25 protein-coding genes are annotated in these 22,003 nt (G+C 65.3%); 8 read left to right on the top strand and 17 right to left on the bottom strand.

Annotated features, from left to right (window positions below; genetic code table 11):
* Positions 1-24: 24 nt before the first annotated feature.
* Positions 25-453 carry an OsmC family protein gene (locus AC3WT0_RS05675; RefSeq protein ID WP_492752131.1) on the bottom strand — a complete coding sequence of 143 codons (429 nt, stop codon included), beginning with the start codon at positions 451-453 and terminating at the stop codon, positions 25-27.
* 100 nt (positions 454-553) lie between these two features.
* Here AC3WT0_RS05675 and AC3WT0_RS05670 point away from each other — a divergent pair, with 100 nt between their 5' ends.
* On the top strand, positions 554-778 hold the full coding sequence (locus AC3WT0_RS05670) for a hypothetical protein (RefSeq protein ID WP_492752130.1): 225 nt from the start codon (positions 554-556) through the stop codon (positions 776-778).
* 18 nt (positions 779-796) lie between these two features.
* On the opposite strand, the gene AC3WT0_RS05665 is transcribed toward AC3WT0_RS05670, so the two are convergent.
* Both AC3WT0_RS05665 and AC3WT0_RS05660 read right to left on the bottom strand, forming a co-directional pair.
* Positions 797-1,093, bottom strand: a complete 297-nt coding sequence (locus tag AC3WT0_RS05665) for a glycine zipper 2TM domain-containing protein (RefSeq protein ID WP_492752128.1) — start codon at positions 1,091-1,093, stop codon at positions 797-799.
* A 565-nt stretch (positions 1,094-1,658) separates the two neighbouring features.
* The gene (locus AC3WT0_RS05660; RefSeq protein WP_492752127.1) at positions 1,659-2,225 is read right to left on the bottom strand and encodes a carboxymuconolactone decarboxylase family protein; all 567 of its coding nucleotides are present in this window, start codon (positions 2,223-2,225) and stop codon (positions 1,659-1,661) included.
* Positions 2,226-2,380: 155 nt separating this feature from the next.
* On the opposite strand from AC3WT0_RS05660, the gene AC3WT0_RS05655 reads away from it, so the two are divergent.
* Positions 2,381-2,554 (top strand): hypothetical protein, encoded by a 174-nt coding sequence (locus tag AC3WT0_RS05655; RefSeq protein WP_492752125.1) that lies wholly within the window; start codon positions 2,381-2,383, stop codon positions 2,552-2,554.
* A gap of 133 nt (positions 2,555-2,687) precedes the next feature.
* Here the strand turns inward: AC3WT0_RS05655 and AC3WT0_RS05650 are convergent, their stop codons facing one another.
* Together AC3WT0_RS05650 and AC3WT0_RS05645 are read right to left on the bottom strand one after the other, a co-directional pair.
* The gene (locus tag AC3WT0_RS05650; RefSeq protein WP_492752123.1) at positions 2,688-3,743 is read right to left on the bottom strand and encodes a hypothetical protein; all 1,056 of its coding nucleotides are present in this window, start codon (positions 3,741-3,743) and stop codon (positions 2,688-2,690) included.
* Positions 3,740-3,928 carry a hypothetical protein gene (locus tag AC3WT0_RS05645; protein WP_492752121.1) on the bottom strand — a complete coding sequence of 63 codons (189 nt, stop codon included), beginning with the start codon at positions 3,926-3,928 and terminating at the stop codon, positions 3,740-3,742. The genes AC3WT0_RS05650 and AC3WT0_RS05645 overlap by 4 nt, the downstream gene beginning before the upstream one ends.
* 188 nt (positions 3,929-4,116) lie before the next feature.
* On the opposite strand from AC3WT0_RS05645, the gene AC3WT0_RS05640 reads away from it, so the two are divergent.
* The gene (locus AC3WT0_RS05640; protein WP_492752120.1) at positions 4,117-4,551 is read left to right on the top strand and encodes a hypothetical protein; all 435 of its coding nucleotides are present in this window, start codon (positions 4,117-4,119) and stop codon (positions 4,549-4,551) included.
* A 26-nt stretch (positions 4,552-4,577) separates the two neighbouring features.
* Here the strand turns inward: AC3WT0_RS05640 and AC3WT0_RS05635 are convergent, their stop codons facing one another.
* Complete coding sequence (locus tag AC3WT0_RS05635; RefSeq protein WP_492752119.1) at positions 4,578-4,973, bottom strand: cupin domain-containing protein; 396 nt, start codon at positions 4,971-4,973, stop codon at positions 4,578-4,580.
* Between the two features lie 191 nt (positions 4,974-5,164).
* On the opposite strand from AC3WT0_RS05635, the gene AC3WT0_RS05630 reads away from it, so the two are divergent.
* The gene (locus AC3WT0_RS05630) at positions 5,165-6,094 is read left to right on the top strand and encodes a hypothetical protein (protein WP_492752117.1); all 930 of its coding nucleotides are present in this window, start codon (positions 5,165-5,167) and stop codon (positions 6,092-6,094) included.
* Positions 6,091-6,753, top strand: a complete 663-nt coding sequence (locus tag AC3WT0_RS05625; RefSeq protein WP_492752116.1) for a GTP pyrophosphokinase — start codon at positions 6,091-6,093, stop codon at positions 6,751-6,753. Before AC3WT0_RS05630 ends, AC3WT0_RS05625 begins: the two co-directional genes overlap by 4 nt.
* 26 nt (positions 6,754-6,779) lie before the next feature.
* Here the strand turns inward: AC3WT0_RS05625 and uvrA are convergent, their stop codons facing one another.
* The 3 genes from uvrA to AC3WT0_RS05610 all read right to left on the bottom strand — a co-directional run bounded on the left by uvrA (position 6,780) and on the right by AC3WT0_RS05610 (position 12,309).
* A complete protein-coding gene (gene uvrA, locus AC3WT0_RS05620) occupies positions 6,780-9,731 on the bottom strand; it encodes an excinuclease ABC subunit UvrA (protein WP_492752114.1) in 2,952 nt (983 codons plus the stop codon).
* A gap of 101 nt (positions 9,732-9,832) precedes the next feature.
* A complete protein-coding gene (locus tag AC3WT0_RS05615; RefSeq protein ID WP_492752112.1) occupies positions 9,833-11,155 on the bottom strand; it encodes a lipopolysaccharide biosynthesis protein in 1,323 nt (440 codons plus the stop codon).
* Complete coding sequence (locus tag AC3WT0_RS05610) at positions 11,152-12,309, bottom strand: CDP-glycerol glycerophosphotransferase family protein (RefSeq protein ID WP_492752111.1); 1,158 nt, start codon at positions 12,307-12,309, stop codon at positions 11,152-11,154. Before AC3WT0_RS05610 ends, AC3WT0_RS05615 begins: the two co-directional genes overlap by 4 nt.
* A 135-nt stretch (positions 12,310-12,444) precedes the next feature.
* Here AC3WT0_RS05610 and AC3WT0_RS05605 point away from each other — a divergent pair, with 135 nt between their 5' ends.
* Positions 12,445-13,149: an HAD family hydrolase gene (locus tag AC3WT0_RS05605; protein WP_492752109.1), complete on the top strand. Its 705-nt coding sequence runs from the start codon at positions 12,445-12,447 to the stop codon at positions 13,147-13,149.
* A 20-nt stretch (positions 13,150-13,169) separates the two neighbouring features.
* On the opposite strand, the gene AC3WT0_RS05600 is transcribed toward AC3WT0_RS05605, so the two are convergent.
* The 3 genes from AC3WT0_RS05600 to AC3WT0_RS05590 are packed head-to-tail and all read right to left on the bottom strand — an operon-like array spanning position 13,170 to position 15,690.
* On the bottom strand, positions 13,170-13,532 hold the full coding sequence (locus AC3WT0_RS05600) for a reverse transcriptase-like protein (RefSeq protein WP_492752107.1): 363 nt from the start codon (positions 13,530-13,532) through the stop codon (positions 13,170-13,172).
* Complete coding sequence (locus AC3WT0_RS05595) at positions 13,529-14,077, bottom strand: pseudouridine synthase (protein WP_492752106.1); 549 nt, start codon at positions 14,075-14,077, stop codon at positions 13,529-13,531. Before AC3WT0_RS05595 ends, AC3WT0_RS05600 begins: the two co-directional genes overlap by 4 nt.
* Positions 14,074-15,690, bottom strand: a complete 1,617-nt coding sequence (locus tag AC3WT0_RS05590; protein ID WP_492752105.1) for an NAD(P)/FAD-dependent oxidoreductase — start codon at positions 15,688-15,690, stop codon at positions 14,074-14,076. Before AC3WT0_RS05590 ends, AC3WT0_RS05595 begins: the two co-directional genes overlap by 4 nt.
* A 106-nt stretch (positions 15,691-15,796) precedes the next feature.
* On the opposite strand from AC3WT0_RS05590, the gene AC3WT0_RS05585 reads away from it, so the two are divergent.
* Positions 15,797-16,939, top strand: a complete 1,143-nt coding sequence (locus AC3WT0_RS05585) for a pyridoxal phosphate-dependent aminotransferase (RefSeq protein ID WP_492752199.1) — start codon at positions 15,797-15,799, stop codon at positions 16,937-16,939.
* Between the two features lie 7 nt (positions 16,940-16,946).
* Here AC3WT0_RS05585 and AC3WT0_RS05580 read toward each other — a convergent pair whose 3' ends face one another.
* The 4 genes from AC3WT0_RS05580 to AC3WT0_RS05565 form a co-directional block, all read right to left on the bottom strand.
* A complete protein-coding gene (locus AC3WT0_RS05580) occupies positions 16,947-18,146 on the bottom strand; it encodes a mechanosensitive ion channel family protein (protein ID WP_492752198.1) in 1,200 nt (399 codons plus the stop codon).
* A gap of 72 nt (positions 18,147-18,218) precedes the next feature.
* Positions 18,219-19,280, bottom strand: a complete 1,062-nt coding sequence (locus AC3WT0_RS05575; RefSeq protein ID WP_492752104.1) for an acyltransferase family protein — start codon at positions 19,278-19,280, stop codon at positions 18,219-18,221.
* Positions 19,277-20,614, bottom strand: coding sequence for a putative O-glycosylation ligase, exosortase A system-associated (locus AC3WT0_RS05570; protein ID WP_492752102.1), 1,338 nt, complete (start codon positions 20,612-20,614; stop codon positions 19,277-19,279). The genes AC3WT0_RS05575 and AC3WT0_RS05570 overlap by 4 nt, the downstream gene beginning before the upstream one ends.
* The gene (locus AC3WT0_RS05565) at positions 20,607-20,804 is read right to left on the bottom strand and encodes a hypothetical protein (protein WP_492752101.1); all 198 of its coding nucleotides are present in this window, start codon (positions 20,802-20,804) and stop codon (positions 20,607-20,609) included. Before AC3WT0_RS05565 ends, AC3WT0_RS05570 begins: the two co-directional genes overlap by 8 nt.
* Before the next feature lie 106 nt (positions 20,805-20,910).
* Here AC3WT0_RS05565 and AC3WT0_RS05560 point away from each other — a divergent pair, with 106 nt between their 5' ends.
* Positions 20,911-21,555, top strand: coding sequence for a hypothetical protein (locus AC3WT0_RS05560; protein WP_492752099.1), 645 nt, complete (start codon positions 20,911-20,913; stop codon positions 21,553-21,555).
* Positions 21,556-21,624: 69 nt separating this feature from the next.
* On the opposite strand, the gene AC3WT0_RS05555 is transcribed toward AC3WT0_RS05560, so the two are convergent.
* Positions 21,625-21,990 (bottom strand): DUF983 domain-containing protein, encoded by a 366-nt coding sequence (locus AC3WT0_RS05555; RefSeq protein WP_492752098.1) that lies wholly within the window; start codon positions 21,988-21,990, stop codon positions 21,625-21,627.
* Between the last annotated feature and the right edge of the window lie 13 nt (positions 21,991-22,003).

Raw genomic sequence — 22,003 nt, 5'->3', positions numbered from 1 at the left:
TGGAGTTCGCTCCTGAACGCCGCCTCAGGCGTTCAGCGTGTGCGTCAGGCTGATCTGGGCCTTCAATAGCTTCGAGACCGGGCAATTGGCTTCCGCATCGGCGGCGATCGCGGCGAATTCGTCGGCGCCGATCCCGGGCACGGTGGCGGTGAGCGTCAGATCCGAATGGGTGATCGTGAAGCCCGCCCCATCCTGCTCGAGCTTGACCGCGGCCTTGGTCTCGAGACTGCCTGCGCTGTAGCCGGCGCGGGCGAGCGCGAAGCTGAGCGCCATGGTGAAGCAGCCGGCATGCGCAGCGGCGACCAGCTCCTCGGGATTGGTGCCGGGTTCGTCGCCGAAGCGCGTGTTGAACGAATAGGGCTGGTCGCTGAGCACGCCCGACTGCGTCGTCAGCTTGCCTTTGCCGTCCTTTCCAAAACCTTCGTAGCGGGCGGTTGCGGTGCGGGTGGTCATCACGTCATCCTTTCGCGATCGATTGCGGCGAGTCGTCCGGAACCAGCCGGGCAACTACGCTGTTTTGGTTTCAGCGCACGGATCGGGAAAGGGATACCAAATGGTGGGTCCGAAGGACAGGATCGAGGAAGAGCGCGAAGGCTATGACGACAGCCAGCGCGCCGAGGTCCATGAATATGAAGGCGGCGGCCCGAATGACGGGGTGGTGCTGACCGACATGAGCCGCGATCGCGGCGAATCGATCGACAGCGACGACGAGTTTGAAGGGTTGGACGACTTCGCGGCCGACGCGCCGGAACCGGGCGACGACCGCGAAGCCGAATAGCGATCGACTGGCCGGGGATCAGCGGCAGCGGCGCTTGCCACCGCGATCGATCTCGCGGCCGAGCAGCGCGCCGGCGCCGGCGCCGACGAGGGTGCCGACCGTGCGGTCGCCGCGCGTATCGATGGCGCGGCCGGCGAGGGCACCCGCCGCGCCGCCGACGATCAGGCCGGTGGTGCCGTTCGAACGGCGGCAATAGACGCGGCCGTCGCGCCCGCGCCATTCGCGATATTGCGAGCGCGCATCGGCGGCCGAGGGGATGGCGGCGATCGACACTGCCGTCGCGACCATGGCGAGACCCAGAACAAGTTTACGCATGAACGTCCCTTTCTTCTTCTTGTTGACGGGCGGGACAACGAGGCGGGACAGCGCCGGTTGCATGAACCTGAAACAACAAGCCGGACGGAGTGCGCGGCGCGGCCTGAATTATTCCCGTTATCCTCGTTATCCACAGGCTTGAGCAGCGGATTCAGGCTTTGTCGAATCGGGGATGAATGACAGCATCTCCCCAAGGCCAACAGAGAAAAACCGCCGGAAACGGGGGCGGATCGAGGGGCCGGATCCGGTGAGGACGGTCGGGAACCGCAAGGAAACCGCCACTACTCCCGCCGGAGGGGACGAGGGAGCGACATCCGCTTCCCAGCCGCAAGGCAGGGAATGGACGATGCGAAGACGGACCCGGCACCGCAAGGGCCCTTTGGGTCGGACGCGATGCGAAAACGCCAGGCGGGCATGGCCGGTCGCGAGACCTTGCCAGGCAAGGCCGGCGTGAGAGTGGGGGCTGGCGGCGACGCCGGCCCCCATTTGATTCCGGCATTTCCGGCATTTCCGGCATTTGATTCCGGGCGGATCGCGCCGCGATGCGCCCGGATATGCGACCTCCCTATTCGCGTTCGGGGACGGGGACGTTGAAGCCGTTGAGCGTCATCGAGACCATGCAGTAGAGCCCGACGAGGTAGATGAGTTCGTTGGCGCCGTGCTGGCCGAAGAGCTTCACCGCGCGCGCGTAGCAGGGCTCAGGCAGCACGCCGCCGCCGGTGAGCGCGAAGGCGACGTCGTAGGCGCAGCCTTCCTCCTCGCTGAAATCGGCGGGGCGGCTGCCCGAGACGAGCGTCGAGATGCGCGAGTCGCTCATGCCGTCGCGCTCGGCGACCGCGATATGAGCGTAAAGCTCATAGGCCGCATTGAAGCGCGCGCCGACGACGAGGATCGCGATCTGCCGGACATTGTCGGGAAGCGAAGCCTCCGCCGTCATCGCCTCGGTCAGTTCCCAGATCGCCGCGCCGATGCGCGGTTCATGGAGCCAGGCGTTCCACGGGCCGATCAGCGAGCCGTCGTCTGTGATCGTGCGGAAAGCATTGAAATCGGAGGCGATGCCCTTCTTCATATCTTCGTAGAGCGGCTTCTGGGCAGCGCTGAGATCGGCGACGGGGATGAGGGGGAGGCGCATCGGCAAGGCTCCTTCGCGGTTGCAGCATCGTCATAGCGCAACGCGCGATTCGGCGCATCATGCCAATGGTTCGGCCGCGACATGCGGCGAAGCGAGGAACGGGGCACCGTCTCCACCGGTTCTAACGGGCGGAGCGGGAATCCAAGGAGAGTGCCATGAACGAGCGCAACCAGGGCCAGCAGGGCGGCAACGACCGCAACCCGCAGCAGCAGCAGGACCGCGAACATCGCCAGCCCGGCCAGCAGCAACAGCAGCAGCAAAAGGGCGGCCAGAAGCGCGACGAGCATCAAGGCGGGAGCGAGAAGCGCGACGATCCGCAGCGCCGCTAAGGCGCGGGCGCCGATCGCCTGCCCGTCACCGCGCGGCGCGCGGAGACGACGCAATCCTGCCCCATGCCGGGCATAGTGGATTGCTTCGCCGCACTCGCAATGACGGCGTGAGGCGGTGGGCGGCCCATCGGCCCTAGATCGGGCTGTGGGCGGGCGGATCGTTCCCGGCGGGGCGGTCCGCCCGCTTCGCGTCCGCCGCGCGCCAGCGGGCATGATCGACCTCGTTGGCGGCGCGAAGTTGACAAAGTTGAGAGGCTGGCGCGTCGTCCTCAAGCCCGCGCTCGGCGGCTGCGGCGCGGGCGAAGATGGCGCGCCGCGCGCGGATCGTCGCCCAATCCTCCGCGTTCAGGTCGATGCCTTCGGGGAGGAGATCGTCGTCCTCGCCTTCGGCATCGACATCGTCATAGCCGTCGTCGAACTCGGGATCGTCCATCGCGCGATCGGCGACGACGATCAGGCCGGCGGCGTCGGCGCGCGCCCATTGATCGGCGCTCCACTGCGCGCGGCGCGCGGGATCGAGATCGCTGATGTCGACCTCGCCCGCCATGCCGGCATGGCCGCGCAGGTAGCGATCGGCGCGGGCGAGCGCGAGGACGGGATCGATGTCGCCCCAGGCGACGCCATCGCCCGCGACGCGCGCACCGACGAACAACCCGGTGCGCGCCGGCCCCTCGTCGCGCTCGACGAGATCGAGGAAGGCATCGAATTCCTGCGCGACGAGGCGCGCGGCCTGCGGCACGGGTCCCTGCGCATCCTCGGCCAGCCGATCGAGCCGGGCGAGCATCGCCGTGGCGAGGCGATTGTCGTAGCGGTGGCGCGTGAAGACGGCGTCGCCGCGCGTATAGGTTTCGGTCTGCCCCTCGATCGCGCGGGCGAGGAGGGTATCGGCCACCTTGTCGCGCGCGAGCAGGTTCGCCGCATCCCAGCCGAGGCGGAAGGACGTACCCGCCGCGCGGCGGCGCAGCGCATAGGCCGATGCGGGCGAAAGGCCGACATGCGCGCAGGCCTCGCCCACGGTCGAGCCCTCGGCGATCGCCTCCAGGAAGGTGCGCTGGCGCTGGGGCGACCAGCCGTCGCGCCGGGCATGGGCGGCGGCGGGCGACGGGCCGTGGAGGACGGGCGGCTGCGCCGCAGATCGCGCCGCGGCGGTGCGGGGCGTGGCGCCGGACGTGTCGGGCGAGGCGCTCATTGCGCGTCCTCCGGATGGCGCTGCCATGCGGCGAAGCGGCCGAGCAGATCGGCCATGCGCGCCTTCTTCGCGACCAGCGCGGGATCAGGCGGCGGGCGGCGGCCGATGCGCCCGGCCTCGACATGCGCGCGCCACGCATCGACGGCGGCGCGGCCATCGGGGCCGTCCGCGAAGGGAATGATCATATCGGTTCTGCTGAGCTGCGGATGATCCACGGCCGGTCCTTTCGGTTCGAGAAGGACCGTCTAGATATGCCGGAATGGGGTCTGTAGGACAGCCTTATTTGCACCACGCAAAAGGCGCCATATTTGTTCGTGGCGGATTGACCTACTCGCGTTCGAGTGTGATCCTATTCGTGGAGATGGAGGCATCCATGAATAACAAGATTATCGCACTCATAGGTGCCGCGATGCTTTTCGTCGGCGTGTTTACTCCAATCGTCAGCATGCCAATCGTAGGCCAGATGAACTACTTTCAAAATGGACGAGGAGACGGGATCTTTATCTTTGGATTCTCCTTGATCGCCGCGATTCTCGCGTTGATGGGGTGGGTGCGCCACGTCCTGTGGCCCGGTATCGCAAGCCTCGCCTTGCTGGGATATACTTTTTTCGGTTTTCAACAGCGCATGAGCGAATTGCGGGTTCAAATGAACTCTGAGCTAGCTGATAATCCGTTTCGGGGACTTGCTGAAGCAGCGATGAGTTCGGTCCAGTTGCAATGGGGATGGGCTATCCTGGTCCTCGGCGCCGCGCTGACCATTTATGCTGGAGCGTCCGAGTTTCGCAACGGCGCGCCCGAAGAGCCTTAAAGCGGTGCGATCAGGGCTTTCGCGCCTCAGCGACCCCGATGCTCCGTCCCCAGCCCTGCCGTGATGAAGATCGCGGTGCAGACGGTGCCGGCGGGAACATCGGCGGTGTGCCAGGTGCCGGGGGGATTGATCGCATAGTCGCCGGGAGTGAGGGTGACGCTCTCGCGCGTGCCGTCGGCATGTTCCTGATGCAGCGTGATGCAGCCGGCGGTGCAGATGACGACCTCCGCGCCGTGGGGGTGCATCTCCCACATGTCCCAGCTCCGGTCGAAGCTATATTGCGAGACGAGCCGGCTCTCGACCCCATCGGCCTCGTGGCGCGCGCCATAGGCGGCGTACCATTCCATGCCGGTGAAGGCTGGCTCGACCGATGCGGCGGCGGAGAGGCCTAGATGGATGGGGTTGGTGGGGAGGTGGGGCATGGGAAAATATCATCCGCAATGGTTTGATCGTTGGCCAATTGAAGGAAGTTTAGCATTGATTTTTTTCCCCTACCAAGGTCACGTGGAAATAGGGGAGGATCAATTTGCCAATATCAAAAGCTTTTGCGTTCCTGACCCCACCGGGGAAGGGTGCTTCTGGGTGCGGAGCAATATCCGGAAAAGAGATACCTTTGGGTACCGGCAAGCTCTTCAGAATGCTGGACGGGATATTTTCGGGAGACGCGTCCTCTCGGGATTTTGAGATTACCTTCAATCCCGCCATCGAAGGCGTGCAGGTAAATGACTGCCGTAATTTGTTTATCGAATTTGAAGCGGCGCCCACTCAGGATAACGGACTAGCCATTGCCCAGCGATTGCATCGGGCAACAGATAATCGAAGCGGCGATGGCTTGTTGTTTCTACTAGTTGGCGTCAATGGAACTAAAAGGCGATTGATAGTATCAAGATTTCCTACAGATGAGGCCATTTTAGCCGAAGTAAGTTCAGAAGGACTGGCTGTAGAGTTTCTTGAGCAAGTATTCATCAAGAGATTGTCTTCATATAAGGCAGTTATGCTCGAGCATCATGTTCCAAAGGATGGATATTGGAAAGGATTTGCTACCGATAGGCAGGCTGGTCAATCGGGCGAGCATATATCCGAATATTGGCTAAAAGATTTTCTGAACGCTGATTTCTCTGAAACTGCGGCAGCTGGAACAAGAAGGCTGGCGACGGCGCTAAAACAGGCTGTAAAATCAACGCCAAATCTTTCTATTAAATCAGAAATTGCTCATGCGAGCACGCTAGCGCCGGCTGTTTTTAAAGGGAAATCAATCACTATAGACGACTTCTGTGAACGTTTCGGATTTAGTCAATCCGCCAGGGATACTGTCATAAATCAGCTCGCGAAGCCGAGTTTATCTGGAAAGAAATTCCAGTTCGACCACAATGAGTTTCGGATTGTGGCTCCATATCGAACCGTCGAGATGAATAACGGGGCTATACTGACGGCTCCGAACGACGATTTTGAGAGGGTGTTTGAGTTGAAATCTTCCGACAATGGAGAAGTGGAATACACAACTAAAGGCAAGATAAGTGATCAGAGGTTGGCTAGAAAATGAAAAATGATCATATTCTTAGTGAATATGAAGAGAGATATCCGACACTAGTCGGAATTGCTAATTCTCTTGAGAAGTATATAGCAGTTCATCTTGAAGGCGCGGAGCGCATAGACAGAATTTCTGCGAGAGCGAAAAGTCCCGATAGGTATATCTCTAAGGCAGAAAAGTTAGATCAAGATGGATCAATGAAATATAAAAATCCGAACGACGAAATACAGGATCAAATAGGAGCAAGAATAACGGTATTTTATTTGAAAGATATCGGCATAATAAAGAAGAGTATCGAAAAATATTTTCGATTTATAGAAAAACAGAACAAGATACCTAGCTCTGACTCTGAATTCGGTTATTTCGGACTGCATTATATATTAAAATTGCCGGATGACGTTGTGCCGGATGGTATTGACGTTAAAATACCTGATTTCTTTGAGTTGCAGATAAAGACGCTTTTTCAACACGCTTGGTCAGAGGCGCATCACGATTTGGGTTATAAATCTCTAAAGAGCATTACCGGAGATGAGCGAAGAAAAATTGCATTTACGGCCGCTCAAGCCTGGGGGGCGGATACAATTTTCGATGAATTGGCAAGTGCCCTCGTTTACAACGATAACGAGGCAGAAAATCAGGCGGCTACTAGTTCCTCTAAAGAACACGAATAGCGCAAAATCGCCAGTGTATTAATCGCTCACCCCAATAACGGCGCTAGATAGGCCCCGGTAAAGCTCCCCGCGACCTTCGCGACCGCCTCCGGCGTGCCTTCGGCGACGACCTGGCCGCCCTTCACGCCGCCTTCCGGGCCCATGTCGATGATCCAGTCGGCGGTCTTGATGACATCGAGATTATGCTCGATCACGACGACGCTGTTGCCTTGCTCGACGAGGGCGTGGAGCACTTCCAAGAGCTTGCGGACATCCTCGAAATGGAGGCCGGTGGTGGGCTCGTCGAGGATGTAGAGCGTGTTGCCGGTGGCGCGGCGGCTCAGTTCCTTGGCGAGCTTGACGCGCTGGGCCTCGCCGCCCGAGAGCGTCGTCGCCTGCTGGCCGACCTTCACATAGCCGAGGCCGACTTCGACCAGCATCGCCATCTTGTCGCGGATGGGGGGCACGGCCTTGAAGAATTCGGCGGCGTCCTCGACCGTCATGTCGAGCACGTCGGCGATCGACTTGCCCTTGAACTTCACTTCCAACGTTTCACGGTTGTAGCGCGCGCCGTGGCAGACGTCGCACGTCACATAGACGTCGGGGAGGAAGTGCATCTCGATCTTGAGCACGCCGTCGCCCTGGCACGCCTCGCAGCGGCCGCCCTTGACGTTGAAGCTGAAGCGGCCGGGCTTGTAGCCGCGCGCCTCCGCCTCGGGCAGGCCCGCGAACCAGTCGCGGATATTGGTGAAGGCGCCGGTATAGGTGGCGGGGTTGGAGCGCGGGGTGCGGCCGATGGGCGACTGATCGATGTCGATCACCTTGTCGAGATGCTGGAGCCCCTCGATCTTCTCATGATGGCCGGCGAGGAGGCGCGCGCCGTTCAGCTGGCGCGCGGCCGAGGCGTAGAGCGTGTCGATGGTGAAGCTCGACTTGCCGCTGCCCGAGACGCCGGTGATGCAGGTGAAGGTGCCCAGGGGGATGCTGGCGGTGACGTTGCGCAGATTGTTGGCGGTGGCGCCGCGCACGGTGAGCTTCTTGCCCGATCCCTTGCGGCGCTTTGCCGGCACGTCGATGCGGCGGCGGCCGGCGAGATAGTCAGCGGTGATGCTGTTTTCGTTGGCGAGCAGTTCCTCCAGCGTGCCGCGCGCGACGACCGCGCCGCCATGGACGCCCGCGCCGGGGCCCATGTCGACGACATAATCGGCCTGGCGGATGGCATCCTCGTCATGCTCGACCACGATCACGGTGTTGCCGAGATCGCGCAGGCGGCGCAGCGTGGCGAGGAGCATGTCGTTGTCGCGCTGGTGGAGGCCGATGCTGGGTTCGTCGAGCACGTAGAGCACGCCCGAGAGGCCGCTGCCGATCTGCGAGGCGAGGCGGATGCGCTGGCTCTCGCCGCCCGAAAGCGTGCCCGAGGTGCGATCGAGGTTGAGATAATCGAGCCCGACATTGTTGAGGAAGCCGAGGCGCTCGACGATTTCCTTCAAGATGCGCTCGGCGATCGCGCGCTGCTGATCGCTCAGCTGCGGGGGGAGGGCGGTGAACCAGCCGAGCGCGTCGACCACCGACATGCGCGTGGCCTGGCTGATGTCAGTCATCGCGATCTTGACCGCCAGCGCCTCGGGCTTGAGGCGCGCGCCGAGGCAGACCTCGCACGGGGCGGAGGACTGGTACTTGCCCAGCTCCTCGCGCATCCAGGCGCTCTCGGTCTGGAGCAGGCGGCGGTTGAGATTGCCGATAACGCCCTCGAACGCCTTCTTGACCTCGTAGCTCTTGCGCCCGTCCTGGAAGCGGAGCGTGACGGGCTTGCCGCCGGTGCCGTGGAGGATGATCAGCTTCACCTCGCCGGGCAGGTCCTGCCACGGCGTATCGATGCTGAAGCCGAACTCGGCCGCGAGGCTGTTCAGCACCTGCATGTAATAGGGGCTGGGCGGGTTGGACTTGGCCCAGGGGACGATCGCGCCCTTCTTGATGCTGAGCGCGTGGTTGGGGACGACGAGATCCTCGTCGAAGATCAGCTTCTCGCCAAGGCCGTCGCATGCGGGGCACGCGCCCTGCGGGGCGTTGAACGAGAAGAGACGCGGCTCGATCTCGGCAATGGTGAAGCCCGAGACGGGGCAGGCGAACTTCTCGGAAAAGGTGATGCGGCCGGGGGAGGCGTAATCGAGCTTCATGCCCGATCCGGCGGCTTTTGCTCCGTTCGTGTCGAGCGCAGTCGAGACACGTCCCTCGACTTCGCTCGGGACGAACGGCGATTCTTCTCCCGCCGTCGGAAGCGAGTCCGCCGGATCGACATAGGCAAGGCCCTCGGCGAGCTTCAGCGCGGTCTCGAAGCTGTCGGCGAGGCGCGTCTGGATGCCGTCGCGCACGACGATGCGGTCGACCACCACCTCGATGTCATGCTTGTACTTCTTGTCGAGCGCCGGGGCTTCCTCGATGTCGTGGAACTGCCCGTCGATGCGCACGCGGGTGAAGCCCGCCTTCTGCCACTCGGCCAGCTCCTTGCGATATTCGCCCTTGCGCCCGCGCACCACGGGGGCGAGCAGGTAAAGGCGCGTGCCTTCGGGCAGGGTCATCACGCGATCGACCATCTGGCTGACGGTCTGCGCGCTGATCGGAAGGCCCGTCGCGGGCGAATAGGGGATGCCGACGCGCGCCCAGAGCAAGCGCATATAATCGTAGATCTCGGTGACCGTCGCGACCGTCGAGCGCGGGTTGCGCGAGGTCGTCTTCTGCTCGATCGAAATGGCGGGGGAGAGGCCCTCGATATGATCGACGTCGGGCTTCTGCATCAGCTCGAGGAACTGGCGCGCATAGGCCGAGAGGCTCTCGACATAGCGGCGCTGCCCCTCGGCATAGATGGTGTCGAAGGCGAGCGAGCTCTTGCCCGATCCCGACAGGCCGGTGATGACGATCAGCTTGTCGCGCGGGAGATCGACATCGACGCCCTTGAGGTTGTGCTCGCGCGCGCCGCGCACGGAAATATGGGTGAGCATGACCGGATATGTTCCATATATGTTCGCGCGAGGCAAGGGGCGCGGATGGCAGCCCCTAGGATGGGGAGCGCGGTCACGAGTCGCAAGGCCGGGGCCGTTGTTCAGCCCGGCGCGGACCGGCGCACCCCGGTCTCGCGATTCAAATAGAGGACCAGGATTCCTGTCGCGATCGCCGCCTCGACCGCAGCCAACATGCCGGCCCCGGAAAGTCCCATAAGCTGCATCGCAAGAGGCAGGAGCGGGAGTGTCGCGAGTGCCGCGAGCAGGCTGGCCGATACCGACGCGCCCGGCCGGCCCAGCGCCACCAGCGCCGCGCCGGCGGGGGGCGCCGCCATGCGTATCACGCGCGCCAGCATCAGCCAGGCGACGATTCCCGCCGCGCCGCCAAAGGCCCCGCCCGCGATCAGCTTGATGAACAGGCGCGGGAAAGCGAGCAGCAGGAACAGGACCGGGCTCGCGGCCAGCGTCGCGATCCCGACGCATCGATAGACGGCATGGCGCAGCGGCAGGCCGCGCTTGCCCTCCGCAACGAAGCGCGCAAGCTCCGCATAGGCGGCCTGGCCCAATATGATCGCGGGCTGGGCGATGATCGCGGTCGCCCGCTGACCGATCGAATAAAGCCCGGCGGCGGCAGGACCCAGCACCCAGCCCACGGCGAGCAGCGCGATGCGGGGCGCCAGATCGGCGAAGGTCGCATCGACATTGGCCAGCGTCATGAACCGGAAGAGGCCAGGATTTTCGCGCCGCACGCTCGGCGCGCGTGCGGGAGGCCCGGCCCAGGGGCGATAGCGGCGCATCGCCCAATAGCCGAGCAGCCACATCGACAGGCATTCGGCGAGCGCCGCGAGCAACCAGGTCGCGAGGAAGGTCCGGAGTCCCGCATGAAAGGCGAGCGCGACGATCGTGCCGGCGAGCCGGACCAGCGGGTTCACGATATTGTGGAGGCCCAGCAGCCTGAACTGACCCTGCAGCTGCAATAGTCCGGCGGGGGTCGTGCGAACAGTGGCGAGCACCGCGAGGCAATACATGGTCGCAAAGGACTGCGCGGTCGGATCGAGCCCCAGATGGGGGCCGATGACCGGCGCGAGCAAGGCGGCGAGCGCGACCGCCAGCACCCCCGCTGCCAACTCGAGCAGCGCCGTGAAGCGCATCAGGCGAAGGAGGCGCGGCGCATCGCCGGCGTTGAGCGCTTCTGCCCCGTAGCGGACGACGGCGTGCCAGGCCGGGAAGGTCACGACGCCGGCGACGACCAACGTATAGCCGTGAATCAGGACCAGCATGCCATAGTCGGCAGGCCCGAGCAGGCGCGCCGCGATCCCGGTGTAGATCAGGCTGAGGGCGCCTGCCGCCGCCTTGCCGCCCAGCAGCGCGCCCAGATTGCCATAGATGCGCGCGACGATCCCGCGACTGCGCCCGGCCGTCACGTCGGCGCGGCATCCAGTATCGCGCGGGCCGCGCGCGCGGCCGACGGCTCCGCCCCGATGTCGAACGTATAATCGAAAAGCCCGTCCTGCGCGGCGGCATAGCGGCTTTCGTGCAGCGCCCATGCACGGTCCAGCGCGGCGCCGAGTTGATCGACGTCGCCGATGACTTCGCCCGCGCTCCAGTGACTGAAATTCGGGTCGCCCCGGTGGTCTATGCCGTGCGCGTTCAGGAAAATACACGGCCGCCGCCGGCGCATGAATTCATAGACCTGGCTGCTCACGTCGCCCAGATACAGGTCGGCCACGGCGACATAGCTCATGTCGGTGCTGTAATGGCTCCCAAGATCGACGTGGATATTCTCCGCCCCGAAATATTTCATCGCGATTCCGCCGGGGAAGGCGATGCGCAACCGATCGATCGTGGTGACCACGCGCCGGTTGAAGAGCATGATATGCGGCGCGAAGATCAGATTATAGCGTTCGGATCCGAGGAAATAGTCGAGCACCCGCCGCCCCATGCCGAACCAGGACGAAAGGTGCGGCGAGAGATGCGGGTTGTAAAGGACGGTCGGCCGGCCATTGTCGCGCATCGGAAGCGCCATGAGCTCCCTCGGGGACAGATCGAATTTGGGATAGCCGACCATCGATATGCGCGACGGATCGACGCCGGCGTCCGTCACCATGCGATCGCGTATCTTCGGCCCAGCGACGAGCAGTTGATCGAAATCGGAAGCGCTGGACCCAAATCCGATCGCCCGATCGCCGGCTCCATGATCGATAAGCACCATCCGCAAATTGTTCAGCGCATAGCGCCGCTTGAGGATCAACGATGTCCGCTCGGTGACGACGAGGATATCCAGAGCCCGAAAAAACGCCAGATTATCCCTGTATATCAGGATCTTTCTTGCGGGGACCAGGCCATTGAGCGCCGAGGCCACGCCCCGCGCCAGCGCGCTTTCGAGATCAAGCATGACGAGCTCTGCGCGGGTGAGTTGCGCCGGGTCGGCGATCCGCCTGATCTCCGCCATGATCGCGGCGTTCGTCGCGGCGATGACGACCTGCGCGTCGGGCCGCCCGGTCAGCGCCAGCGCGACCGGCAGGCTGTGCGCGATCTGGTGAATCTGATCGTGGTTGAAGAGGAAACATACCCGCATGTCGTCTAGACGACGCGGGTCCCGACTTTCCGCACCCAAGCCGTTACGGGCCGCCTGCTGCCGCGGCGTCTACGAGACAGAAGGGGGCTCTGCGACATGCAATCGGAACATCCAGTCAACGACCCGGATCGGCGCTTGGGCAAGCCGCTCCTCGTCGCGGTCGAGCGAGCGGTGGCGGTATCCGTCTTCGATCTCGACAGGACGCTGACCCGGCACGGCACCTGGTCGCCGCTCCTGCTGATGGCGGCCTGGCGGCTCGCGCCCTGGCGGTTGCTGTTCCTGCCCGCCGTGCTTGGGGCGATGATCGCCTACAAGGCGAAACTGATCGAGCGCGAGACGCTCAAGAGCTTCATGCAGCGCTGCATGATGGGCGGCCGTGTACCCGCCCGATCCGTTCGCGCGCTCGCGTCGGCATTCGCAGAGCGGCTGACGCGAAGGCAATGCTATGCCGAGGGGATCGCCCAGATCGCGCTGGACCGGGCGGCCGGACGTCGCGTGATCCTGGCGAGCGCCGCCAATCGCTTCTACCTCGACGCCATCGCCGCGCGCCTCGGCATCACCGAGATCATCGGCACCGAGTGCCGCTGGGAGGACGGACATCTGCTGCCCGCCATCAAGGGCTTCAACTGCTATGGCGCGATGAAGGCCCGGATGTTTCTCGACTATGCGGCGGCCGAGGGGCTTGCGCCGGGCGGCATGCACGTTCGCGTTTATACCGACCACGCATCGGACACGCCGCTGCTCGAGCTTGCTGACGAGCCCGTGACCGTGAATCCATCGCGCAAGCTGCGCGCCATCGCTGCGGCCCGCGGCTGGGGGATCGTCAAATGGTCAGGCTGACCATGCCAGCGCGAGGAGTGTTATCGCTGCAGGCGGGCGAGGGCGATGCCGGCGAGGTTCTGGGTCCGCTTGACGTGGCGGATGCGCAGGGCGGCGGGATCGGTCAGCGCCGCCAGCGTCGCGAGATGGCGTACGAAGGTAGCCCGGCATTTCACCGCGCCGGTCGCCTGCTCAATGACCGCGAGGGCGTCGCCGAGGAAGAGGGGATTCTCTGCCCCAAGCTCCTGCGCGACGCGGACGGCGTGGATCAGTGCCAGCCATTCGGCGTCCATGGCGGTGCCGGGGCCGAGATCGCGCCGGAGCCAGGTGCGGCCGCCCGCGACGACGGCGGTTTCCATCCCGATGGGCGCGGGGCGGCAGCCGCCGTCGAAATAGATTTTCACGGTCGCTGCGATCGCCATTCGCCCGGGGGCACGTCGGCGATCGACCAGTCGCCGATGCTCCAGCGGACGAGGCGCAGCGTCGGGTGGCCTACGGCGGCGGTCATGCGGCGGACCTGGCGGTTGCGCCCTTCGCGGATGGTCAGGCGGACCCAGCAATCGGGGACGCTCTTGCGGAAGCGCACCGGAGGCACGCGCGGCCACAGATCGGGCGCATCGATGCGCGCGGCCTCGGCCGGGCGCGTCGGGCCGTCCTTGAGCATCACGCCCTTGCGGAGCGCGGCGAGCGCGGGTTCGGCCATATCGCCCTCGACCTGCACCAGATAGGTCTTGGGCATCTTGTATTTGGGATCGGCGATGCGCGCCTGCAGCCGACCGTCGTCGGTCAGCAGCATCAGCCCCTCGCTGTCGAGATCGAGGCGGCCGGCGGGATAGACGCCGGGCAGGTCGATATAGTCGGAAAGCGTCTGGCGATCCGATCCCGCCGTGCCGCGATCGGTGAACTGGCTGATCACGCCGTAAGGCTTGTTGAAGAGGATCAGCGTCATGGCGCGGCGATGCTGCGCGCCACGGCCTCGGCGACCTTGATGCCGTCGACCGCCGCCGAGAGGATGCCGCCCGCATAGCCCGCGCCCTCGCCCGCCGGGAACAGGCCGGGCGTGTTGAGGCTCTGAAAATCCTCGCCGCGCGTGAAGCGGACGGGCGAGGAGGTGCGCGTCTCGACGCCGGTCATCACCACGTCGGGGTGGTCATAGCCCTTGATCTGGCGGCCGAAGGCGGGGATCGCCTCGCGCATCGCCTCGACCGCGAAATCGGGGAGGCAGGCGGAGAGATCGGTGGGGGTCACGCCCGGGCGGTAGGAAGGGATGATGCTGCCGAGCGCGGTCGACGGACGCCCGGCGAGGAAATCGCCGACGCGCTGCGCGGGCGCCCTGTAGTCGGACCCGCCCGCCACGAAGGCGAGCGATTCCCAGTGGCGCTGGAAAGCGATGCCCGCCAGCGGATCGCCGGGATAGTCGCGCTCCGGATCGATGGCGACGACGAAGCCCGAATTGGCGTTGCGCTCGTTACGCGAATATTGGCTCATGCCGTTGGTCGCGACGCGGCCTTCCTCCGAGGTCGCGGCGACGACGGTGCCGCCGGGGCACATGCAGAAGCTGTAGACGGTGCGGCCATTCCTGCAGTGATGCGAGATATGATATTCGGCCGCGCCGAGGATCGGATTGCCCGCATCGACGCCGAAGCGCGCCTTGTCGATCCACGACTGCGGATGCTCGATCCGCACGCCGATCGAGAAGGGCTTGGCCTCGACATGGACGCCAGCCTCGACGAGCATCGCGAAGGTGTCGCGCGCGCTGTGGCCGATCGCCATCACCACGCGATCGGCCTCCAGATAGCCGTCGTCGTTGAGGTGGAGCCCGACGATGCGGCGTTCGCCCTGCGCGTCGGTGGCGATGTCGAGCCCGTCGACGCGGGTGGAGAAGCGATATTCGCCGCCCAGCCCCTCGATCGTCTCGCGGATGCTCTCGACCATCGTCACCAGCCGGAAGGTGCCGATATGCGGATGCGCTTCGGTGAGGATTTCGGGCGGGGCGCCGGCCTTGACGAACTCGGTCAGCACCTTGCGATCGAGGTTCCGCATATCCTTGATCCGGCTGTAGAGCTTGCCGTCGGAAAAGGTGCCCGCGCCGCCCTCGCCGAACTGGACGTTGGATTCGGGGTTGAGCACGCTGCGGCGCCACAGGCCCCACGTGTCCTTGGTGCGTTCGCGCACCACCTTGCCGCGATCGACGATGATCGGGCGGAAGCCCATCTGCGCGAGGATGAGCGCGGCGAACAGCCCGCAGGGGCCGGCGCCGATCACCACCGGACGCTTCACGCCCGCCGGCGCCTGCATGATCGGGCGGTAGCTGGTGTCGGGGGTCGGGCCGATATTGCGATCGGCGCGGAAGCGCGCGAGCACCGCCGCCTCGTTCTTCACATTGACGTCGACCGAATAGACGAGGCGGATGTTGGTGCGGTCGCGCGCGTCATTGGCGCGGCGCGCGACGCTGTAGCGGATCATCTCGCGCGGGGTGATGCGCAGGCGCTTGCAGATGGCGGCGGGCAGCGCCTCCTCGGCATGATGGAGGGGCAGGGTCAGTTCGGTCAGGCGGATCATCGCGCACGCTTTAGCGTGGCGCAGGCGGCCGCGCCATTGATGCGTGCGCCCGCGAAATCGGACATAGGGCTTGAGCTATGCCGCCGGGCGCGTCATCGCTCTGCGCATGACCGCGCGCATCGATCCCTTCCACGCCATCTCGCTGAGCCGCCTCGCGCATCGCATGGCGGCGGCGGGCGAGCCCGTCATCCACATGGAGTTCGGCCAGCCTTCGACCGGCGCGCCGCCCGCCGCGATCGCACGCGCGCATCATGTGCTCGACCATGACGGCATGGGCTATTGGGAAAGCCCGGCGCTCAAGGAACGGATCGCGCGCCATTATGTCGAGGCTTATGGCGTCACGGTCGATCCCGAGCAGGTGATCCTGACCTGCGGCGCGTCGCCGGCCTTCGTGCTTGCGCTGTCCTGCGCCTTCGCGCCCGGCGCGCGCGTCGCGCTCGCGCGGCCCGGCTATGTCGCCTATCGCAACACGCTGAAGGCGATGCATATCGAGCCCGTCGAGATCGCCTGCGGGGAGGCCGAGCGCTTTCAGCTTACCGCCGCCGCCGTCGAGGCGCTCGACCCCGCGCCGGAGGGGCTGATCATCGCCAGCCCCGCCAACCCGACCGGGACGATCATCGGCGACGCCGAGTTGCAGGCGATCGTCGCGGTGTGCCGGCGGCGGGGCATCCGCATCATCTCCGACGAGATCTACCACGGGCTCTCCTATGTCGGCGCCGCGCGATCGGTGCTGCAGGACGAACCGACGGCGTTCATCGTCAACAGCTTCTCCAAATATTTCAGCATGGCCGGGTGGCGATTGGGCTGGCTGGTGGTGCCGGCCGATCAGATCGACGCGGCGCGGGCGCGGATGGGCAATCTGTTCCTGACCCCGCCCAGCCTTGCCCAGCATGCCGGGCTGATCGCCTTCGACGAGCGCGACGTGCTCGAGGGCCATGTCGATACCTATCGCCGCAACCGCGACATATTGCTGGGCGCGCTGCCCGACATGGGGCTGCGGCGGATCGCGCCGCCCGACGGGGCCTTCTACATTTATGCCGATGTCGGGCACCTGACCGGCGACAGCTTCGCGCTATGCATGAAGCTGCTGCAGGACACCGCCGTCGCGACCGCGCCGGGGCGCGACTTCGACCCCGTCGACGGGCATCGCTTCATGCGGCTGAGCTTCGCCGTCTCGACCGACCGGATCGAGGAGGCGTGCCGGCGGATGGCGCCCTGGTTTGCCGAGATCGCGCGGCAGGCGGCGTGAGCGCCGATCAGCCCCCGGTCGCTTCGCCGCCGCTTCCATCCGGCCTGGGCGCCGTGATCTCGGCATAGGGCATGATCATCCGGCCGTCGGGCGCGGCGGTGAAGGTCGTCTGGGTGGGATAGGCGAAATCGATGCCTTCGTCGTTGAAGCGGCGAAGGATGGCGAGGCCGATATTGTGGCGCGTCTGGAAGGTGACGGCGAAATCGGGGCTCATCACGTCGAAATCCAGTTCGAAATCGAGCGTGCTCGCGCCGAAATTGACGAAGCCCGCACGGACCAGCGCCGCTTTGTTGGCCCTGACGATCTCGGCAAGCATCGCGGGGATCTTGTCGCAGACATCGGGCGGCGTCTGGTAAGTGACGCCGAGCATGAAACGGATGCGGCGGCGGGTGAGCTCGCTGAGGTTGGAGAGCTCCTTGCCCAATAGCTGCGAGTTGGCGATCACCTTTTCCTCGCCGGTGATCGCGCGGATGCGCGTCGACTTCAGCCCGATCGCCTCGACCGTGCCCTGCGTCTGATCATATTGCACCGTGTCGCCGCGCCGGAATGGCTTGTCGAACAGGATCGAGAGTGCTGCGAACAGATCGGAGAAGATCCCCTGCGCGGCGAGGCCGATCGCGATGCCGCCGACGCCGAGACCGGCGATCAGGCCGGTGACGTTGACGCCGAGATTGTCGAGCACGACGATCACCGCGATCGCGAACAGCACCACCGTGACCAGCAGGCGGATGATCCCCATCGCGCTGCCCAGCGCCTCGCCCTCGTCGGTGTGCGTGCGATGCTCGATGAAGCCGAGGATCAGCTCGCGCGCCCAGATCGCCGCCTGGAAGGCCGAGGCGACGATGAAGATGAAGACGAAGACCTCTGCCACCGGCCCCGGCGCCTGCGCGAAATGGACGACGAGGCGCGCCGATATGGCGAAGATGAAGAAATTGCCGGTCCTGGAGATGGCGCGGCCGAAGATCGTCGTCCAGCCCGCGCCCGACCGGTCGTGGCGGCACAGCCTTTCGCCGAGCGAGCGGGCGAAGCGCAGCGCGAGCGCGATGATCAGCGCCGCGCCGATGCCGATCGCGATCTGCAGCCAGTGGGTCTGGAACCAATGCGTGGCGGCGACCCAGAATTCGGTCGTCTGGCGGCTCAGGTCGGCCGGATCGAGCTTGTCGGCGAAGGTCGGCGACGGGCTCGGGCTTGCGGTCGGGGAAGCGATGATCGGTCCTTTCGGGCTTGCTGGCCGCGGGCGCGACCCAGATAGCCGGTCGCGCGGGGCGACGGCAACGGGTCAATCCCGCTGGAGCCGAAGGGTTCCCATGGGCCGGTGTGCGTTGAGCCACGCCTGCGCCGGGCGCTCGACGAGGCGGTGGAGCAGCCCCGATGCGACGATGACGATCGCGACATAGGCGGCGATTGCGACGGGGCCGACATGCGCGGCGTCCTTCACGAACAGCAGCTTGAACGCGATCCAGATCAGCACGTGCGACAGGTAGATCGAATAGCTGACCTCGCCGAGCCAGATCAGCGCGCCCGACCGCCCGAGCAGGCCGGGGCAGCAGGCGAGGAACAGGACGAGGCCGGCGAAGCCGAGCGGCGCGGCGATCGTCTCGGGCACGCCGCCGAACCAGATGAGCGGGGCCATGGCGAGCATGATCGCGCCGCCGATCGCGCCTGTCGTGCGCGTCGAGCGTTGCCACAGCGCGCAGACGATCGTGCCCAGCGCGAATTCGACGAGGCAACGGACGAGGCCGTAGTGCGCGACATCGAGATACAGCACGCCCTGTGGCGCATAGGCATAGGCGAGGATCGCGAGCAGCAGCGCGAAGGCCAGGGCCAGCGCGATCGTCGGCAGCCGCCGCCAGTCGATCGCGACGAGCAGGGGGAAGGCGAGATAGGCCGCCCATTCGGTGCTGATCGACCAGGCCGGGATGTTCCATGTGAGGACGGGCGTGAAGCCCCAGTTCTGGAGCAGCAGCATGTGGAGCGGAAGCTCCGCAAAGGGATAGCGGACGGGATCGGCGCGTCCGGTCAGCGCGAAGAGCAGCGCCATCGCGGCGGTGCCCGCGAGCAGCGTGATATGGAGCGGCCAGATGCGCGCCCAGCGTCGCCACAGATAGGCCGGGACGCCTGCCGGCCCCGCCTCGCGCAGCCGCGCGGCATAGTTGAGCCAGATGACGAAGCCCGAGAGGACGAAGAATAGATCGACCGCCAGATAGCCCCGCCCGAGGAACAGGTGCATCGGGCGCGACAGGCCGTCTATGCTGTCGCGGATGTGGAAGAACATCACGTAGAACGCCGCGAAACCCCGGATCGCGGTGAGCGCGGGCAGATCGGCGATGCGGCTGCTCATATGGCGGCGATGCGGCGCGCGAAGCCGCGCGGTGCGGCCTGCCGATTACGCCGCGCCAGCCAGGCCTCGAGCCCGATCTGCAGGCCGGTGAGCATCAGCATGAAGGGCTGGATCGCGATCGCGACGAACAATGCGCCGACCATATAGACGATCTGCGCATTCTGGAGCGCGGTGGCGAAGGGGCGCACCCAGGCAAGATCGGACGGCGCATCGGCATAGCGCCTGCGGATCGCGCCCATCCGCCACAGCCCGCCGAGCTGGATCGCGAGCCACAGGCCGAGGCCCGGCCAGCCCTGTTCGCCCAGCATCTCGAAATAGGCGCTGTGATAGGCGCGCGCCTTATCGACGATCGGGGTCATGGCGACGGAACGGGAGCCATCTTTCGTCTCGGTCTCCACCACGATGCGGTTGGCGCGATAGGCGTCGAAGCCGCCGCCCAGCGGATGCGCCTTGGCATAGTCCCACGTCCATTGCCACACGGCGAGGCGCGTCGAGGCCGACTGGTCGGCACGGTAGCTGCCGATCGTTTCCATGCGCTGGGTGAAGCTCTGCGGCAGGAAGGGCAGGGCGACGAGCGCGAGCGCGCCGAGCGCCGCGACATAGGCTGCGCGGCGCCTGACCTCGCGGAGCATCAGCAGCGCCAGCACCCCGATGCAGACGAGGCCGGTGCGTGCCTCGGTCCCCACCGGCAAGATCAGGCAGGCGAAGATCAAGGCCCCGCCGAACAGTTTCACCCGCCAGTCGGGCGCGAAGATCGTGCCGTGGCGCATCAGGAAGAGGATGAGCGGGATGAGCGCGATCGCCACCGTCGAGATGGTGCTGCCTTCGTAAAGCCCGCTGTTATTGTCGACCATCAGGTTGAGCGCGCCATAGCCGCCGCCCGAGGCCAGCGTCTTGATGCCGCCGACGATGATGATCGAGGCGGCCGACAGCGTCATGAACAGCGCCAGCGCCTCCATCCGCAGCCGGGTGCGCAGCGTGAAGGGCAGGAAGGCGGCGAAGGCCAGCGCCTTCCACACCCAGCCCCATTTGTCCTGCGCCTCGACCGGGAAGGCGGCCCATCCGGTCGTCAGCCAGCACCAGCCGAGCAGCAGCAGGATCAGCGCCTGACGCGGGGCGAGGCGGAGGCCGCGCTTGTCGTCGGCGAGAATCCAGCCGCCGAGCGCGAGCGCGGCCACGATCAGCGAGACGGGAACGGCGTTGAGCAGATAATAGGTCAGCCGCTGGGGCGCGACGATATCGACATAGGCATAAGCGAGGACGAAGAGGAACGGCCGCCTGAACCCGAAGCCGAGCAGCGCGACGAGAAAGCCGATGAAGGCGAGATCACGCACGGGGCCGCCGCCAGCCCTTGCCCCCCGGCGCGGCATCGGGGGCCGGCGGATCCCCGCGATCGAGATCAGGGCGCGACAGCAGGCGCCATGCCGCGATCAGCAGCAGCGCATGCGTGAGGCCCAGCGAAAAATTGTCGATCACGTCGCGGCTATAGGCGCGGCGCGGTTGACGCCGTGTAAACCGTGGCAAGGGGCATCATCGCCATTGCAAAATGGCCGGGCCTGCGCAACGTCCCCACGGGGGCGGAACGATCTTCGACCGGCGCGCCCGCCGACACAATGAGGCCCAGTCCATAATGCTCGACGTCCACACTCCGCATCACGCCCTTCAGGGCTGGCGTTCCTTTTTCGCGCATATCGCGACGATCACGGTCGGCCTGCTCATCGCACTCGGGCTGGAGCAGACGGCCGAGCATTTCCACCATCGCGCCCAGGTGGAGGAGATGCGCGAGAGCCTGCGCCAGGAGGGACTGGACACCCAGACGATCGTCTCGGAAAACAGCCGCGCGATCGACGCGACGATCGCGAAAATCGACAGATCGATAGACCGGATTCAGGCGTCGGAACATGTCGAGCATCCGGACGAGGTGATTCTCGCCATTCCCAGCGACAGCGCCTGGGCGGCGGCCCGCGACAGCGGATTGCTGTCGCTCGCGCCGCGGACGCTGGTCGACAATTACTGGAAGGTCTATTATCTTCAGGAAGCGGCTGTCATCCAGATACGGACGACTTATGTCGAGCTCGACAATCTCAACGCGATGTTCCGGATCCATCCCGACACGGCCGTGCTGTCCCCCGCCGAGCGCGAAACCATGCTGATGTCGTTCGCGCGCTATCGCGAGAAGCTGAAGATCCTGAAGCTCGATCTCAGCATCCTCGGCAAGGTGGAGAAGCTGGCTGCGCAGGACCGGAAGATCGACGCCGCAGCGATTTACAAATAACGATCCGCGGTAAGCGGATCCGCGCCGCCGCCGGAGCGGCGCTCTCCGGACCGGACGTTGCGTGCAGCGCTAGCGCGCCCAGAGCAGGCCGAGCACGAAGCCCTTGGCTGGCTGGATCATCGCCAGCGCGATGAGGGCGGCGAGGATCGGCCACCCGACCATCTGGAGCCAGATCGGCAGATCGGTCTTCAGGTTGACCGCGACCACGACGGGCACGAGCAGGTGGCCGAGGATCAGGATCACCAGATAGGCGGGGAAATCGTCGGCGCGCCGATCCGCCCAATGCTCGCCGCAATGCGGGCAGGCGGCGACGGGCTTGAGGAAGCTGGCGAACAGCTTCGCCTCGCCGCACGACGGGCATTGCCCCATGATCCCGCGCCTGAGCGCGAGAGCCAGATCGCGCTTGCCCGAAGCGTCGTTTGAGGATGTGCTCATGCGCCGTCTGGTG

The organism is Sphingomonas sp. EU05-FHT14C10 (assembly GCF_058790595.1).
Note: the sequence above shows the minus strand (reverse complement) of the source record. Positions and strands in the feature narration are given on the sequence as shown.

Coding starts and splice junctions, on each gene's coding strand:
- AC3WT0_RS05675 (WP_492752131.1), bottom strand. CDS start 453: ATGACCACCCGCACCGCAACCGCCCGCTACGAAGGTTTTGGAAAGGAC.
- AC3WT0_RS05670 (WP_492752130.1), top strand. CDS start 554: ATGGTGGGTCCGAAGGACAGGATCGAGGAAGAGCGCGAAGGCTATGAC.
- AC3WT0_RS05665 (WP_492752128.1), bottom strand. CDS start 1,093: ATGCGTAAACTTGTTCTGGGTCTCGCCATGGTCGCGACGGCAGTGTCG.
- AC3WT0_RS05660 (WP_492752127.1), bottom strand. CDS start 2,225: ATGCGCCTCCCCCTCATCCCCGTCGCCGATCTCAGCGCTGCCCAGAAG.
- AC3WT0_RS05655 (WP_492752125.1), top strand. CDS start 2,381: ATGAACGAGCGCAACCAGGGCCAGCAGGGCGGCAACGACCGCAACCCG.
- AC3WT0_RS05650 (WP_492752123.1), bottom strand. CDS start 3,743: ATGAGCGCCTCGCCCGACACGTCCGGCGCCACGCCCCGCACCGCCGCG.
- AC3WT0_RS05645 (WP_492752121.1), bottom strand. CDS start 3,928: ATGATCATTCCCTTCGCGGACGGCCCCGATGGCCGCGCCGCCGTCGAT.
- AC3WT0_RS05640 (WP_492752120.1), top strand. CDS start 4,117: ATGAATAACAAGATTATCGCACTCATAGGTGCCGCGATGCTTTTCGTC.
- AC3WT0_RS05635 (WP_492752119.1), bottom strand. CDS start 4,973: ATGCCCCACCTCCCCACCAACCCCATCCATCTAGGCCTCTCCGCCGCC.
- AC3WT0_RS05625 (WP_492752116.1), top strand. CDS start 6,091: ATGAAAAATGATCATATTCTTAGTGAATATGAAGAGAGATATCCGACA.
- uvrA (WP_492752114.1), bottom strand. CDS start 9,731: ATGCTCACCCATATTTCCGTGCGCGGCGCGCGCGAGCACAACCTCAAG.
- AC3WT0_RS05610 (WP_492752111.1), bottom strand. CDS start 12,309: ATGCGGGTATGTTTCCTCTTCAACCACGATCAGATTCACCAGATCGCG.
- AC3WT0_RS05595 (WP_492752106.1), bottom strand. CDS start 14,077: ATGACGCTGATCCTCTTCAACAAGCCTTACGGCGTGATCAGCCAGTTC.
- AC3WT0_RS05590 (WP_492752105.1), bottom strand. CDS start 15,690: ATGATCCGCCTGACCGAACTGACCCTGCCCCTCCATCATGCCGAGGAG.
- AC3WT0_RS05585 (WP_492752199.1), top strand. CDS start 15,797: ATGACCGCGCGCATCGATCCCTTCCACGCCATCTCGCTGAGCCGCCTC.
- AC3WT0_RS05575 (WP_492752104.1), bottom strand. CDS start 19,280: ATGAGCAGCCGCATCGCCGATCTGCCCGCGCTCACCGCGATCCGGGGT.
- AC3WT0_RS05560 (WP_492752099.1), top strand. CDS start 20,911: ATGCTCGACGTCCACACTCCGCATCACGCCCTTCAGGGCTGGCGTTCC.
- AC3WT0_RS05555 (WP_492752098.1), bottom strand. CDS start 21,990: ATGAGCACATCCTCAAACGACGCTTCGGGCAAGCGCGATCTGGCTCTC.